Below are 14,520 nucleotides of genomic sequence, written 5' to 3'. Positions count from 1 at the left end.
GACCGAACTCCTGAGAAGGGAGGGCCTCTTGCGGACCCGTTCCTCATCCCCGGCGCTCCTCGCGCTCTCGCTCGGCTACTTCGCGCTGGGCACCGCCTCGCTGGCGGTCGTCGGCCTCAGCGCCCCGATCGGCCGGGACCTGCACGTCAGACCGGCCACGGTCGGCACGCTGGTCACCATCTTCGCGCTGGTCTTCGCCCTGGCGGCGCCCGCCGCGACGATCGTGCTCGGACGCGTGCGCCGCAAGCGCGCGCTGTTGCTGGGCCTCGGACTGCTCGTGCTCGGCGGAGTCGCCGCGTCCGTGGCGCCCGACTACCCGACGCTGTGCGCGGCACGCGTGCTGGCCGGGCTCGGCGCCGCGGTGTTCGGGCCCGCCGCGTCCGCCGCCGGGTCGGCGATCGTGCCCGACGACCAGCGGCCCCGCGCGCTGGCCACCGTCTTCGCCGGGATGACCGCCGCCTCGGTGCTCGGCGTCCCGCTGGCCTCCTCGGCGGGCGACGCGCTCGGCTGGCGCGGCACGATGCTGGCCGTCACGGCGCTGACCGCCGTCGCGTTCGTCCTGGTGGCGCGGCTCCTGCCCGGCGTGGAGGCGGAGCCGGCCCCGACCGTCCGGACCTTCGGCGACACGCTGCGCTCCCCCGGCGCGCTGCCGATGGTCGGCACCACCTTCATGATCATGACCGCGCAGTTCACCGTGTACGGCGTCGCCGGGGCCTACCTGGCCGCCCGGTTCGGGGCCGCACAGGGCACCGTCGCGCTCGTCCTGTTCGGCTTCGGCGCGCTCGGGACGGCCGGCAACGTCCTCGGCTCCCGCCTGTACGTCCGGCTCGGCGGCCCCGGCACCGTCGGTCTCGCGCTCGGATGCTTCGCGGCCGGCTTCGCCGTCCTGACCGCCCTCCCCGGATCGCTTCCGCTCGCCCTGCCGCCGCTGGCGCTGTGGGCGTTCGCCAGCGGGCTGTTCATCGCCCCGCAGCAGGCCCGGCTCGTCGAACTGCACCCGCAGCGGCGCGGCATCCTGCTCGCGCTGAACGCCTCCGGCCTCTACCTGGGCATGAGCCTCGGAAGCCTCGCCGGCAGCGCCCTGCTACCGGCCCTCGGCGCACGTCCGCTCTCCGGCATCGCCCTGCTCCCCCTCGCCCTCGCGACGGCCGCCCACCTGGCGTCCATGCGCCGTCCCGCACACGTCCCGGCCGTTCCCGAAAGTCCGGCCCTCTCCCACCACTGAAAGGCAGACCGCCATGTCCCAGCTCGTCCGCGACTACATCGAGACCGTCTGGAACGAGGGCCGCACCGAGGAATCCAAGCGGTTCTTCGCCGACGACCTCATCCAGCACAACCCGCACCTCCCCAACGGACGCGAGCCGCTCGTCCACTTCATCGACGGCCTGCGCGAGCAGCTGCCCCGGCTGCACTTCGACGTCCGCCGGACGGCCGCCGAGGGCGACCTCGTGTTCGTCCACAGCCTCTTCACCGCCGAACCCGGCGCGCGCGGCACCGCCGTGATCGACGTGTTCCGCATCGCCGACGGCCTGATCGCCGAGCACTGGGACGTGCGGGAGGACGTCCCCGAGACGACCGCCAGCGGCAACCCGGTCGCCTGACCGGAACCGTCGATGCGCCTCCGGGAAGAGAGCGTCCTCGGGGCTCGCTAGAGCGCCTCGGTCGGTCGTCGGCCGCCGCGTCCCCCGGAAGCCGGCTGCGCTGCCGGTCGGCGCCCGCGCGGCCGCCGTCCAGCCGCGCGCCCCGCCGCCCATCCGGCCGCGTGATTTGCCGCCCGTCCGGCCGCGTAGCCCGGCACCCGTCCGGACGCGCGACCCGGCGCCCGTCCGGCCGCGCGACCCGGCACCCGTCCCGACGCGTAGCCCGGCGCCCGTCTGGACGCGTGGCCCGGCGCCCGTGCGGGCGCCGGGCGTGGGCGTCAACGTCCGGCCGACGGTTCCGGACGCGCGTCGGGGCGGGCGCGTTCCGGAATCTCCTGGCGGGTTCCCTCGGCTGCGGACCGCTCGATGGCGGCGAGGAGCCGATGGTGGCGCAGGGCGGTCTCGAAGCTCGGGTGCGGCTGCCGGTCCTCGGCGATGGCCCGGGCGACCTCCTGGTAGAGGGCCGCGATGTTGGCCGGCGGGCCGGACCGGACGGCGTCGGGGACGGTGCGGTAGGCGTCGGGAACGGCCACGGCGTCGTCTCCGATCCTGATGTCCCAGTCGTGCCAGTGGATGAACGCCTCGCGCTGGGACGGGGTGGCGGTGAGGGTTCCCTCGCTGCCGACGAGCTTGAGCAGGAACCCGTCCCGGATGGGCCCGTTGCCGCCGTGGACGGTGACGGACGCCGTGGCGCCGCTCGCCAGGACTCCGTGCAGGAGCACGTGGCTGGGCGTGGCGTTGGGCACGGTCTGCTCCGTCCCGGCGACCAGCACGCGGTCGTGCGTGCGGGGCAGGCGCGCGGACACCTCGACGAGCGGACCCGCGACCCGTTCGAGCGCGGCCAGGAAGTGGCCCGCCATGATGGTCACGATGTTGGTCCCCTCGGCGGGGTCGAGACCGAACACCAGGTTCGGCCAGATGCGACTGCCGCCCCAGGGCGCGCCCTCGGCCACCAGCGCGACCGATTCGAGCGTGCCGATCCGGCCTTCGGCCAGCACGTCCGCGACGAAGCGGGCGCTCGGCGAGTGGTGCCCCTGGAGGACGACCGCGTGGACGACGCCCGCGTCGTCGGCGGCCCGGGCCAGCTCGCTCGCTTCCTCGGCGTCCACACCCAACGGCCACTCGGACACGACGTGCTTGCCGGCCTTGAGCGCGGCCCTGATCACGTCGGCGTGCCCGGACGCCTTCACCGAGACGACGACCAGGTCGACATCGGGATGAGCCACGAGCTCGTTCGCGTCGGCGAAGGCGTGCCGCACGCCGTGTGCGGCGGCCGCCCGGTCCGCGCTGGCCTGGTTGGTGGTCGCGACCGCGGTCACCTCGAACGCCTCCAGCGCGGCCAGCGCGGGCAGGTGCGACCCGTCCGCCCACCCGCTGGCCCCGACGACTCCGACTCGGATCATGCCTCACCCCTCAGTTACGTACCTAGCGGTACGAAACTAGAGCGCCCAGCCCCTTCCCGCAAGAGAAAAACGTACCGACAGGTATAAAACTCACTACGCGGGACAGCAGGCCCAGCGGCTCCCGCTCTCCGGCACGTCGCGCACACCGCGCACCAAGACCAAGACCGCGTGAGGCGCTGGCATCGCTGCACGGCGGCGGGGATGTTGCGGTAGGGGCGTCGGCGGTGGGGGTGTCAGACGTCCTTCAGGACACGGGCGAGTGCGGCTCGGCCTGCGGGGCCCCAGTGTGGTTTGCCACCAGGGAGGCCCCGTGCCGCGGCTGATCGAGCCGTGGTCCAGCGGCTCGCCCGGAACCCACGTCATCACGGTCCAGTGCTTGGGGAAGCGCTCGGACGGTTCGCCGAACCGCACCGGGGTCGGCACCGGAAGCGGCAGGCGCGGAGCCAGCACCGGCAGCCACCGCCGCTCCTTGAGCTGGCGCTCCGGCGTGGGGTCCATGCGCTGCATCCGCACGGCCAACTCGTCCCCGAGACGCCACATCTGGTTGCCCCAGCCACCCGGCACCTCGCGGACGGCCAGCCCCGCCAGGTCCGGATGCTGCTCCCGCAACAGGTCGTGAACCAGATCTGCGGTGATCTCGATCTCGGCGTCGGTCATACGACGCCACGCTACGGCTTCAGATCCAAAAAGGCTGAACGAGCGCGAGGGCATCGAGTTCGCCCTGCCAATCGTCCGCGACCGAACGAAACCACACGTGTGTCCGTCGTCCTGAATATGCGAGGAACCCGTGCTCGTGTAATCGAGGTGCCTGACCGTGGGCTTGGTTGGCACCATGGCGTCATGGCCGACGAAACGCCATCCAAGCGGACGCTCAGTGCTCTGACGCGCTACACCACCGTCAGCCGCCAGGTGTTCGACGGCCAGGACCTGATTTCCTTGCGAGCACTGCACCTGTGGTTCGAACGGTGCTCCTTCGTCGCAGCCGACCTCCGTCACGCCACCCTGGACGGCTGCTCCTTCAAGCTCTGTGACCTGCGAGGAGCCGTTCTACGGGGCGCCTCGCTGCGAGGCGTGAGCTGGGCCGGATGCGACCTACGGGACGCCGACCTGCGTGATACGGATTTGGCTGGGGCGCGGTTCGGTTTCGTCAACACCGGTGCGCCGCCGTACGGCCTCACCGACGTCACCGGCGCTCAGTTCGACAACGCGATCGTCCGCGGCCTGGAAACCGAACGAGTGATCGGCTGGGATCGGTAAACGGTCAATCGTTCGTGCGGTGTTTCTTCGATCGGTTCATCGGACGGGTTCGGTCGCCATCGCCTGCGTGCCCAGGACGGTCAGCAGGGCGAGCTTCTCGGCGGCGTCGGTCCCGGCGCGTGGGGTGAACCAGAGCAGCCGCTGGCGGCCGTCCTCGCTGAAGAGGCTGAGGCAGGTGAGGTCGAGCATGCCGACGGCGGGGTGGACGATCCGCTTGCGCTCGTCCCTGCGCACCCCCACGTCCTGGTCGGCCCAGAGCGCCTCGAACTCCGGCGACCGCCGGAGCAGCTCGTCCACCAGGTCGGCCGCCTCGGCGTCGCCCGGGCTGCGGTGCCCGACCGCCGCGCGCAGGTCGGCGACGAACGAGCGCGACTGCGGGGCGTGGTCCTCCGGCGGGTAGATCCGCCGCGAGGCCGGGTCGGTGAACCATCGGTGGATGAAGCTCGCCGAGCGGCCGCGGTGCGCGGACAGGTCGCCGAGCATCGCGATGGCGAGCGGGTTCTGGACCAGGACGGTGTGCAGGTCGGTGCTCACCATCGCCGGGGTCCCGTCGATCCGGGTCAGCAGGTCGAGCATCGCGGGATGGACGTGGGACGCCGTCCCTCCCCCGGGCGGGATCGGGCGGTTCGCCAGCCGGTACAGATGGTCGCGTTCGTCGCGGTTGAGGCGCAGCGCGCGGGCGAGCGCGGCGAGCATCTGGTCGGACGGCTGCGATCCGGCACCGCGTTCGAGCTCGGTGTAGTACTCCACCGAGGCGCCGGCCAGAACGGCGACCTCGTCGCGACGCAGGCCGGGGACGCGGCGCCGCGGGCCGGGCGCGAGCCCGACCTCCTCGGGACGGATCCGCTCGCGTCGCGAGCGCAGGAAGCCCCCGAGTTCGGAGTACCTAGCGTTCGGCATGGGCACAGCCTCCCCGGGCGGCCCCGCCGGGACCAGGGGATGCCGTCCCCACCTTCGCGAGCAACTGTCGCGGGTCCGCGCCGCGCCACAGAGTGGACGCCATGAACACCTCACTCACTGACTCCGGCGTACCGCCGGTCGCCGGAAAGACGGTCCTGATCACCGGGGGCACGAGCGGGATCGGCGCCGCGACCGCCCGGCTCCTGCTGGCGCGCGGCCACCGGGTCGCCGTCACCGGGCGCGACCCCGGCAGGCTCAAATCCTTCCTCGACGACGTCGGCCACGCGGACCGCGTCCTCGGCCTGGAGTCGGACGCCTCCGACTGGGACTCCACGAAGACGGCGGTCACCAGCACGGTGGAGCGCTTCGGGTCGCTCGACGCGGCCGTCGCGAACGCGGGCGGCGCGTCCGCGGACCATTTCCGGATGGGCGGTGCCGGCGTCCTCGACGGCGGCGATCCGGAGCTGTGGGCACCGATGGTACTCGCCAACGTGCTCGGCCCGGCCCTGCTGGCCAGGGCGGCCCTGCCGCACCTCGAACGGTCCGGCGGCCGGCTGGTGCTCATCGGCAGCGTCGCCGGGATCAAGAACAGCCCGGGCAACCTCTACTCCGCCACGAAGTGGGCGGTGGTCGGCTTCGCCGAGAACCTCCGCCTGCACGCCACGACGCGCGGCATCGGCGTCACGCTCGTGAACCCGGGCATGATCGACACCGCGTTCTGGCACGGCCAGGCGCCGCCCATCGCGATGAGCCCGGACTCGGTGGCCGAGGCGATCGGCTTCGCGCTCGACCAGCCGGCGGGCGTCGACGTCAACACGGTGACGATCCGTCCGATCGGCCAGCCCGCCTGACTCCGGACGGGCGGCGTGTGGCGCCCTCCCCACGTCAGTGCCGCCATCACCGAACTGGCGATGAGCACACTGGTCGGACGGGGCGTCCCGCTGCGGCGGCGCGCCTGATCGTGTTGACGGTGCTGCGCTTCACCGTCGGCTACGTCCTAGAAGAACAGGCCGGACGCCCAGTCCGATCCTTCGTCCTGACCGTTCGCCTATCGCTCTACTTCAGGGGCGCGGGGATGCTGTCGGCGGCGAGGCGGTGGCCGCGGCGCCAGACGGCGCGGGTGTTGAGGGTGTCGCCGATGTCGCTGGTCGGGTCGCCGTCGACCAGCAGGAGGTCGGCGCGGAGTCCCTCGGCGATGCGGCCTCGGTCGCTGAGGCGGAAGCGGCGCGCCGTGGTCGCCGTGGCCGCTCGCAGGGCTCGCGAGGGGGTGAGGCCGGCGGCCACGAGGTACTGCAGTTCGTGGTGCAGGCTCGCTCCGTGCGCCAGGCCCCCGAAGAAGGTTTCGGGCATGGAGACGTCCGTGCCGGCCAGGACGTCCACGCCCGCGGCGTCCAGGGCGCGGACGGTGTCGTACACCTCGTCCAGCCTGCCCTGCGGGTAGCGGTCGTAGCTGGAGCGCAGCGTCCGGTCCCACTGGTCGTCGAGGCGGGCGGCGACGCGGGGGTCGTCGGCGAGCGCGCTGCCGGTGATGCCCATCATCGAGGCGTTGAGGCTGATGCAGGGAATGACGAACATGCCCGCGTCCCTGATGAGGCCGATGATCTCGGCGGTGTGCGGCTGGTCCATGAACACGTGGGTGAGGCCGTCGGCGCCGGCTTCGACGGCCATCCGGGTGGCGTCCACGGTCAGCGCGTGGGCCACGGTGAGGACTCCGTACTTCTTCGCCTCGGCCACACCGGCGTTCAGGGTGGCCTGGTCGAGCGAGGGCAGTCCGGGATGCCCCTCGACGGTGCCGTCGTCGATCATGAACTTGATGAAGTCGGAGCCGCGGGCGAGGAGCTGCGGGACGAACGCGGCCGCTTCCTCGGGAGTGCTGGAGAACGCCCAGCCGGTGGCCAGCCGGACCGTCGCCGCCTGCATAGAGGAGGGACTGCTGCGCCGGGCGGCGTCCCAGATCGACGGACGCCGCACCGTGCTCGAACTCACCGCGCACGGCGAGGCCGAACGCGACCGCTTCGCCGCCGAGCAGCGGAAGGCGTTCCAGGAGATCACCGCCGCCTGGTCACCGGAGGAGCGGATCCAGTTCGCGCGCCTCCTCGTCCGCTACGGCGCGGACGCCGCCGCATGGTCGAGAAAGCGAGCCGCGCACCGCGACTGAGCGACCACTCCCCGGCCGCCTCGGCCCGACGACGAAGCCTGTCGCCCGTCCGCCGCCCGAAAGGCGCTGGACGGACGGCGGGGTCAGACGCCGAGGAGGTCGGTGAGGTCGTCGGCGTGGTCCTCTTCTTCGGCGAGGATGTCCTCCATGACGCGGCGGGTGGTCGGGTCCGCCTCGCCGAGCCAGCGGATGATCTCCTGGTAGGACTGGATGACGATCCGCTCGGCGTAGAGGTTCTCCTTGAGCATCTTCGTCAGGTCGTTGTCGTCGAAGGTCGCGTACGGGGTGTGCGAGCGCTTGGTGAGCGTCTCGGGGTTGAAGTCCGGGTCGCCGCCGAGCTGGCTGATGCGGTTGGCGGCCTGCAGGGCGTGCTGGCGTTCTTCCTTCGCATGCTCGTGGAACTCGTCCGCGACCTGGGCGCTGTCGATCCCCGTGCACGCGATGGCGTTCTGGGTGTACCGCATCCAGCACACGATCTCCGTGGCGAGGACGTCGTTGAGGACGGCGATGACCTTCGTGACATCGGATCCGTAGGTGGGGGTCACCGGCCCTTCCTCCATTTTGGCCCGGGCTCGCTCACGGATCGCCGCGACGTCGATGCTGAAGTCACTTTCAAGCATGTCCACTCCTCTTGATCATGCGCTCTACCGCATCAATACCCCGCCTCACCTGCATAATCACGCCTCTCGCGGACATGTATCCGCCCTGCTCCGCACGCCATTGTTTTGGGAATCATTGGCCTCGGCAAGAGCGTGCGATGACCCCGCATTCTGAGCCTTGGAATTCGTCGGAATGCGGCGGCGTCAGCAGTAGGCGGCGAGGTTCCACGGCGGCTGTGCGGCGACCTCCGCGCGCGTGGGCGCGTGCAGGCGCCCCCGGACGGCGTAGACGACGATCACGTGATCGCGATGGACCGGCCGCAGCGCGCCGCGGTTCGCCGCGAGGAAGGCGCGCACGTCGGCGCCGACCGGTGTCCGGCAGCGCGGCCGTCCGATCACCACGGTGTCCACTCGGCTCAGGTCGGCAGGGACTTGGAAGCGCACGGCGCCGGGCAGCCGGACGCCGTCGAACTCCCAGTCGTAGAGTCCGCCGGCCAGGACCTCTCCATGCAGGTTGCTGCGCGCCATCACCTTCGGGAGGTAGGCGGTGCCGACGATCCGGGCGTCCAACGTGCGCCGGGTGTCGGCTGCGGCGAGGGCCGCCGTCCAGGTGAGAGCGCCGGCGAGCAGGACGGCGACACCCGTCCGGATCCCGCGGCGGGCGGTGCTGACGTGCCGGGCCAGCGCGGCGAGGCCGAGCGCCGCCGTCGCGATCGCCGCCGGCAGCCACATCACCCAGTAGAACCCCAGGACCACTTTCGCGAGGAAGCAGTGGAACACCCCGGGAGCGACGAGCGCGGCGGCGCACCAGCCGACCAGCCGGTCCCGGCGCAGGGCCACGGCGGCCCCCCATCCGACGACCAGGACGCCGACCACCACGGGCCTCAGGCCGTGCCCGGCGAACCACAGGTTCGTCCACCAGGGCGGGTGGGCGGTGACGCGTCCGGCGAAGCCGACCAAGTGGCCGCCTTCGGCATGCTTCCACTGGAATTCCAGCATGAACCGGATCCGCGGCAGCGGGTCGCCGAGCGGCAGGTACAGCGCGACGAACGTCGATGCGGCCAGGACGCTCGCGGCGCCGGTCTGCGCCAACCGGGTCGCGAGCTCGCGCCGATCGCGCAGGACGAGCACGAGGCCGAGCAACACCGGACCGATCACGCCGAGGAAGCCGTTCTCCTTCGCTCCGGCGGCCAGCCCGGTGAGCACGCCGGTGGCGACGGCCCATTGCCAGCCGCGACGTCCACGGCGCTGGAACCAGAACCATCCGGCGGCCACCGCGCCGGTCGCGAACAGCTCCGCGACCGGGTCGAGCATCGCGTACCGCCCGAATCGGTAGTCCACACCGGGAACGTGCGTGGGGACGAGAGTGATCAGCGCCCCGGCGAGCAGGCCGGTCCACTTGCCGGCGACGCGGCCGATCCAGCAGCCGAGCACGGCACCGGTCGCCAGCGTGCACAGGGCCGCCACCGACCGGGACGCGGGCAGGCTCGGGTGCCCGGCGATCACCTGGGCGATTCCGAACAGGTACTTGCCCAGCGGCGGGTGCTCGACGTTGTCCACCGTGAACGTGCCGGCGGGAGGGAGGGGAAGCCGCCGGCCGTGCAGGTAGCGCCAGCCTGCCGTCGCATAGATCAGCTCATCGACCAGATGCCTGGGCACGGCGAGATTGGCCAGGTTCTGGACCGCGGCCCACAGCGACACCACGATGAGCGCGGCCGGGAACCCGCCACCGCGAATGCGGGCGAACGGCTTGGCCCCGGCCCCCGCCGGACTCCGGCGCGACGGAGCCGTCGCGCCGGTCACGCCCGGCACTTCCGCAGGAATCCCCGACAGCGCCGGATCACCCCTTGGGCGATCTCCTCTGCTCGCACTCCCCGATCACACAAAGACACCCCGAACCCCCGTAAACCGCCACAAACAAGCGGAATCCAAGATCATAAACGACCGAGGGCCGGACCCGCGTCCCGTTCACGTATTCCGGTGGCGCAACCCGATGCCGGCGTGTGCGGGCCGGATCAGAAACGCGCGACTTCTGCCGGTTCAGGCACGTCCGAAACAGCAAGGCCGACCGCCTTGCACTGATCCCTTGACCGTTCGGGGTTTCACATGGCGCCGGGTGGACGGCCGGGGTTCCGGTAGGCCATCCAGGAGACGTCCGTGTTGGCCGTCCCCTGCGTGCTGTGTTCCCACGCTTTCAGGTCTCGGCGGTTCTCACGGAAGGTCGAGGACAGGTACATGCCATCGTTCATCCGGTGTCCCCGGCGACGGTCCCTCCGGTCGAAGAGCACACCGATCACCAGCAGGATCGCGACGGCGCCGAGAACGGCCAACACCAGCCCCATGCCTCGATCGTCCTCGCTGCGCCGTCGGATCACCAGGGAGGTCGACGATCAAGGGGTGGCCGCAATCGGCGCTAGGGGACGGTGGGGTTGAGGGCGGCTAGGCGGGCGGGGTCGGACAGGATCTCGATGGCGGTGATCCGGTCGTCGGTGACGGTGAAGGCCATCACCGAGAACGGTTCGCCGTCGAGGCTGTTGACCAGGCCGGCGGTTCCGTTGACCAGGGCGGGACGGCTGGTGGTGCGGAGCGCCGTGCGGTGGAAGGTGGCGGCCTGGCCGGCCACCGCGTCGCGGCCGCGCAGGACCCGCATGCCGCCGGGCAGGGCCTTGCCGCCGTCCGCGCGCAGGACGACGTCCGGGTGCAGGACGGCCACCAGCGCGTCGAAGTCGCCGTCGCGCGCGGCGGTGAGGAAGGCGTCGACGACGCGGCGCTGGGCGACCGGGTCGGGGTCGGGCGCGGGAGCGGCGCCCCGGACGCGCCGGCGGGCGCGGCTGGCGAGCTTGCGGGCCGCGACCGGCGTGCGGTCGATGATCGGGGCGATGTCCTCGAACGGCAGGCCGAACATGTCGTGCAGGACGAAGGCCAGCCGTTCGGGCGGGGTCAGCGCTTCCAGCACCACCAGCAGCGCGAGCCCGACCGAGTCGGCGATGAGCGCCTGCCGCTCGGGGTCGGTGGCCGGTTCGGTCACGACCGGGTCCGGCAGCCGGGCCTCCAGCGGCGTCTCGCCGCGTTGCGTGCGCGAGCGCAGCATGTCCAGGCAGACCCGTCCGACGACGGTGGTCAGCCAGCCGCCGAGGTTGCCGATCTCGCCGGTCCCGGCGCGGGCGAGCCGCAGCCACGCCTCCTGGACGGCGTCGTCGGCCTCGGTCAGCGAGCCGAGCATCCGGTAGGCCACCGCCTTGAGGTGGGTGCGGTGCTCCTCGAACCGTTCGGCCAGGAAGTCGCGGTCGTCCATGGTCGCCTTTCACGCCGCCGGTGCGGGTCCTCGCACCACTGACGAGCCGGACGCCGCCGATGTGACGGACGAGAGCGGTCACATTCGCCGCGCGCCGTCCGTCAGGGCTTCGACCGGCGACGAACGGAGCGGGAGACGATGGACGAGTTCGAGGTCCACGGGACGGTGGCCGACGGTTTCGAGGCGGTGCGCGAGGAGTTCGCCGCCGCGGTGGCCGCCGAAGACGGCGAGTCGGGAGCGCAGCTCGCGGCGTACGTGGACGGCCGTCGCGTGGTGGATCTGTGGGCCGGCGACGGCGTCACCGGCGGCACCCTCACCGGGGTGTACTCCTCGACCAAGGGCGCGGCGACGCTGGCGGTGGCGCTGCTGGTGCAGGACGGCGTCCTCGACCCGGACGAGCCGGTGGCCGCGTGCTGGCCGGAGTTCGCCGCCGCGGGCAAGGCCGGGATCACGCTGCGGGACGTGTTGTCGCACCGGTCCGGGGTGATCGGCGTGGACGGCGGGCTGACGGCGACGGAACTCGCCGACGACCGGGTGATCGCGGCGCGGCTGGCCGGGCAGCGGCCGTACTGGCGTCCGGGGACGGCCTGCGGCTACGACGGGTTCGTGTCGTTCGCGATCGTGGGCGAGGTGGTCCGCCGGGTCACCGGCCGCTCGCTGCAGGAGATCTTCGAGGAGCGGGTCCGCTCGCCGCACGGGCTGGACGTCCACCTCGGGCTCCCGGACGCGCTCGAAGATCGGTACCGCGAGGTGCTGCCGGGCCTGGCGAGTCCGGAGGAGGCCGCCGCGTTCTGGGCGGACGTCCCGGGGCCGAGCAGCATCACCGGGATCGGGTACGGCCTGAACTCGACGCCGCCGCTGGACCAGGTCGCCTTCCTCAACACCCGGCGGGTGCGGGCGCTCGGCCAGGCGTCCGCGGGCGGCGTCGGCAGTGCTCGGGGGCTGGCCGCGATGTACGCCGCGGCGGTCTCCGGGCTGGACGGCCACGCGCCGCTGCTCAAGCCCGACACGATCGGCGAGTTCGCCATGCTCCACTCCACCGGCGGCGACCTGGTCGTCGGCCCGCAGGGCCAGTACGCGCTGGGATTCCAGGCCAAAGGGCTGCGGTACCCGTTCCTGAGCGCGAGAGCGTTCGGCCACGGCGGTTCGGCCGGATCGGAGGCCTTCGCCGACCCGCTCAGCGGAATCGCCTTCGGCTACACGCGCCGCCGCTTCTCCTTCAACTGGTCCTATCCCGAACACGACCGGCTGGCCGCCGCCGTCCACCGCGCAGCCACCGCCCGCTGAGGAGATCCCGACGACTGAAGGCATCCACTGTGAAGGAGAACCCGCCATGCAGGCACGGATGAGCAACCCGGCCTACCTGGTACCGGCCGCGGGCGAGGCGATCGGCGCCCTCATGCGGGCACTGCGGCAGGACATGGACGAGGGAACCGTCCCCGCCGCCACGCTCATGCTGGTCGCCATGCGCGGCAGCCAGGTCAACGGCGGCGGCGCCTGCCTGTACGCCGGCGCGGCCGAGGCCCGGAAAGCCGCCGTCACCGACGACCAGATGACCACCGTCGCGGCGTGGCGCCGCTCGCCGTTCTTCACCCCCGCCGAGCGCGCCGCGCCAGCCCTGGCCGAGGCCGCCGCCCGGAACTGAGCCGCGCGGGGAGCCGACGCCCTGCTCGCCGCCGTCCACGACCTGTTCACCGACCTGAGCGGCGGGATCAGCGACGACACCGCGCTGCTCGCCCTCTCCGTCCCGGCGGACGGTGTTCCCGTTCCATAGAGGAGGCAAGGTGACCGACCGTACCCTGACCGCCGTCACCGGCCCGCACCCGTCGGGCGCCGTCGTGCTGGCCGTGCGCGGCGAGCTGGACCACCACACCGCTCCCGAGCTGACGCGGATCGTCCAGGAGATGTCCTTCGACGCCCGGACGCCGGTCATCATCGACCTGACCGACCTCTCCTACTGCGACTCCACCGGCATCACCGTGCTCGTCACCGCCTACAAGCGCGCCCAGGCGAGCCAGGCCCGCCTGACCCTGGCCGGCCTGAACCCCGACCTGACCCGCGTCTTCACCATCGTCGGCCTGGACCAGGTCTTCACGTTCAGCCCCACCGTCGAAGCCGCCGTCGAGTCCCTCCGCACCCCCGCCGAGTGACCGGAGGAGCTCGACGGGCCGCCTAGCGCTCAGCTGCCTCCCGGCTTCGCGGGCGGGAGGGACGGGAATGGGTGGTTTCCCTGATTTCGCCGTGTGCTCCGCCTTCTTACGGTTGGGCGGACTCCCGTCGCGGGAGGACCACCCCACCCCGAAAGGGGAGAGCACATGCGCCGGAGAACCCCGTCCCCGATCTCCAAGCCGTCCGTCCTGGCCGCCTCCGCGCTGGCCGCCGCCGCGCTGGCCGCCGCCGTCCTGGCCGCGTCCGTGCTGGTCGGCCTCGCCCTTCCGGCCGGACGCGCCGCGGCGGCCGGTACGCAGACACTCACCGTCCGCTACGGGCCGTGGACGATCCCGGCCGGTTCCATGGACCGGCCGGGCGAGATCCTCAACAACGTCTCGGCCATCCCGAAACCCTGCGGTTCCTGCGACATCCTCGGCGAGAAACCCGACCTCGTGTACGCCGACGGGTCCAGCGCCAACATGGACACCGGGCCGATGCTCCACCACTTCGTCATCAGCAACCTGGCCGCCCACGACGCGGTCTGCCCGGCCCTCTCCGACCGGATCTGGGCCTCGGGCAACGAGCGCACCGAGAAGCGGTTCCCCGACGGGTACGGCCTCGCCGTCCGCAACCTCGACCAGTGGCTGCTGCTCACCGACCTGATGAACTACTCGTCCGCGCCGAAGACGGTGTACCTCAGCATCACCTACACGATCGCGGGCGCGGCGACGACCACGCCGGTGCGGTCGCTGTGGCTGGACGCCGGCGGCTGCCTCGGCTCGGCCTACAACGTCCCGGCGGGGCAGAGCGTCCGCACCTGGAGCTGGCTGTCCACGGTCGGCGGACGGCTGGTGTTCGCCAACGGCCACCAGCACGTCGGCGGCACGCACGTCTCGGCCACCGACGACACGTCCGGGACGACGCTGTGCGACTCGCCCGCCGGCTACGACACGATGGGCGGGATGCGCGTCCTGGTCTCGATGGGCGTGTGCGCGGGCGACCCGATCGCCGCGATCCGCTTCGGCGACCGGCTGACCGTCCACAGCTACTACGACACCGACGCGCCCGAGACCGGCGTCATGGGCATCATGCACGCCTACCTGGCCCAGGGCTGACC

General features: G+C 72.2%; 17 protein-coding genes. 9 read left to right on the top strand and 8 right to left on the bottom strand.

Features of this window, described 5'->3' with window-relative positions:
• Positions 1 to 28: 28 nt before the first annotated feature.
• Positions 29 to 1,225: an MFS transporter gene (locus ACFPCY_RS13395; protein ID WP_378254830.1), complete on the top strand. Its 1,197-nt coding sequence runs from the start codon at positions 29 to 31 to the stop codon at positions 1,223 to 1,225.
• Between the two features lie 13 nt (positions 1,226 to 1,238).
• A complete protein-coding gene (locus tag ACFPCY_RS13390; protein ID WP_378254828.1) occupies positions 1,239 to 1,601 on the top strand; it encodes a nuclear transport factor 2 family protein in 363 nt (120 codons plus the stop codon).
• Positions 1,602 to 1,918: 317 nt separating this feature from the next.
• Here ACFPCY_RS13390 and ACFPCY_RS13385 read toward each other — a convergent pair whose 3' ends face one another.
• Positions 1,919 to 3,043 (bottom strand): Gfo/Idh/MocA family protein, encoded by a 1,125-nt coding sequence (locus ACFPCY_RS13385; RefSeq protein ID WP_378254826.1) that lies wholly within the window; start codon positions 3,041 to 3,043, stop codon positions 1,919 to 1,921.
• A 93-nt stretch (positions 3,044 to 3,136) separates the two neighbouring features.
• A complete protein-coding gene (locus ACFPCY_RS13380; RefSeq protein WP_378254824.1) occupies positions 3,137 to 3,700 on the bottom strand; it encodes a phosphotransferase in 564 nt (187 codons plus the stop codon).
• Positions 3,701 to 3,883: 183 nt separating this feature from the next.
• Between ACFPCY_RS13380 and ACFPCY_RS13375 the strand changes: the two genes are divergently transcribed.
• Positions 3,884 to 4,300 carry a pentapeptide repeat-containing protein gene (locus tag ACFPCY_RS13375; protein ID WP_378254822.1) on the top strand — a complete coding sequence of 139 codons (417 nt, stop codon included), beginning with the start codon at positions 3,884 to 3,886 and terminating at the stop codon, positions 4,298 to 4,300.
• Between the two features lie 36 nt (positions 4,301 to 4,336).
• Here ACFPCY_RS13375 and ACFPCY_RS13370 read toward each other — a convergent pair whose 3' ends face one another.
• On the bottom strand, positions 4,337 to 5,200 hold the full coding sequence (locus ACFPCY_RS13370; RefSeq protein WP_378254820.1) for an MmyB family transcriptional regulator: 864 nt from the start codon (positions 5,198 to 5,200) through the stop codon (positions 4,337 to 4,339).
• Between the two features lie 101 nt (positions 5,201 to 5,301).
• Between ACFPCY_RS13370 and ACFPCY_RS13365 the strand changes: the two genes are divergently transcribed.
• Positions 5,302 to 6,051, top strand: a complete 750-nt coding sequence (locus ACFPCY_RS13365; RefSeq protein WP_378254818.1) for an SDR family oxidoreductase — start codon at positions 5,302 to 5,304, stop codon at positions 6,049 to 6,051.
• A 205-nt stretch (positions 6,052 to 6,256) separates the two neighbouring features.
• Here ACFPCY_RS13365 and ACFPCY_RS13360 read toward each other — a convergent pair whose 3' ends face one another.
• Positions 6,257 to 7,120 carry an amidohydrolase family protein gene (locus ACFPCY_RS13360; protein WP_378254816.1) on the bottom strand — a complete coding sequence of 288 codons (864 nt, stop codon included), beginning with the start codon at positions 7,118 to 7,120 and terminating at the stop codon, positions 6,257 to 6,259.
• Between ACFPCY_RS13360 and ACFPCY_RS13355 the strand changes: the two genes are divergently transcribed.
• Entirely contained in the window at positions 7,092 to 7,358 is a 267-nt protein-coding gene (locus tag ACFPCY_RS13355) for a MarR family winged helix-turn-helix transcriptional regulator (RefSeq protein ID WP_378254814.1), read from the top strand. The genes ACFPCY_RS13360 and ACFPCY_RS13355 overlap by 29 nt on opposite strands.
• An 83-nt stretch (positions 7,359 to 7,441) precedes the next feature.
• Here the strand turns inward: ACFPCY_RS13355 and ACFPCY_RS13350 are convergent, their stop codons facing one another.
• The 4 genes from ACFPCY_RS13350 to sigJ form a co-directional block, all read right to left on the bottom strand.
• Positions 7,442 to 7,978 (bottom strand): ferritin-like domain-containing protein, encoded by a 537-nt coding sequence (locus ACFPCY_RS13350; RefSeq protein WP_378254812.1) that lies wholly within the window; start codon positions 7,976 to 7,978, stop codon positions 7,442 to 7,444.
• A 183-nt stretch (positions 7,979 to 8,161) separates the two neighbouring features.
• Positions 8,162 to 9,760, bottom strand: a complete 1,599-nt coding sequence (locus tag ACFPCY_RS13345; protein ID WP_378254810.1) for an ArnT family glycosyltransferase — start codon at positions 9,758 to 9,760, stop codon at positions 8,162 to 8,164.
• A gap of 299 nt (positions 9,761 to 10,059) precedes the next feature.
• The gene (locus tag ACFPCY_RS13340; protein WP_378254808.1) at positions 10,060 to 10,299 is read right to left on the bottom strand and encodes a hypothetical protein; all 240 of its coding nucleotides are present in this window, start codon (positions 10,297 to 10,299) and stop codon (positions 10,060 to 10,062) included.
• A 71-nt stretch (positions 10,300 to 10,370) separates the two neighbouring features.
• Positions 10,371 to 11,252: an RNA polymerase sigma factor SigJ gene (gene sigJ, locus ACFPCY_RS13335; protein ID WP_378254806.1), complete on the bottom strand. Its 882-nt coding sequence runs from the start codon at positions 11,250 to 11,252 to the stop codon at positions 10,371 to 10,373.
• 138 nt (positions 11,253 to 11,390) lie between these two features.
• Between sigJ and ACFPCY_RS13330 the strand changes: the two genes are divergently transcribed.
• The 4 genes from ACFPCY_RS13330 (at position 11,391) to ACFPCY_RS13315 (ending at position 14,518) form a co-directional block, all read left to right on the top strand.
• Entirely contained in the window at positions 11,391 to 12,539 is a 1,149-nt protein-coding gene (locus tag ACFPCY_RS13330) for a serine hydrolase domain-containing protein (RefSeq protein ID WP_378254805.1), read from the top strand.
• Between the two features lie 46 nt (positions 12,540 to 12,585).
• Complete coding sequence (locus ACFPCY_RS13325) at positions 12,586 to 12,897, top strand: carboxymuconolactone decarboxylase family protein (protein ID WP_378254803.1); 312 nt, start codon at positions 12,586 to 12,588, stop codon at positions 12,895 to 12,897.
• 139 nt (positions 12,898 to 13,036) lie between these two features.
• The gene (locus ACFPCY_RS13320; RefSeq protein WP_378254801.1) at positions 13,037 to 13,402 is read left to right on the top strand and encodes an STAS domain-containing protein; all 366 of its coding nucleotides are present in this window, start codon (positions 13,037 to 13,039) and stop codon (positions 13,400 to 13,402) included.
• Between the two features lie 165 nt (positions 13,403 to 13,567).
• Positions 13,568 to 14,518, top strand: a complete 951-nt coding sequence (locus ACFPCY_RS13315) for a hypothetical protein (protein ID WP_378254799.1) — start codon at positions 13,568 to 13,570, stop codon at positions 14,516 to 14,518.
• Positions 14,519 to 14,520 lie beyond the last annotated feature (2 nt).

The organism is Actinomadura gamaensis (assembly GCF_042652125.1).
GTDB classification, from domain to species: domain Bacteria; phylum Actinomycetota; class Actinomycetes; order Streptosporangiales; family Streptosporangiaceae; genus Spirillospora; species Spirillospora gamaensis.
Note: the sequence above shows the minus strand (reverse complement) of the source record. Positions and strands in the feature narration are given on the sequence as shown.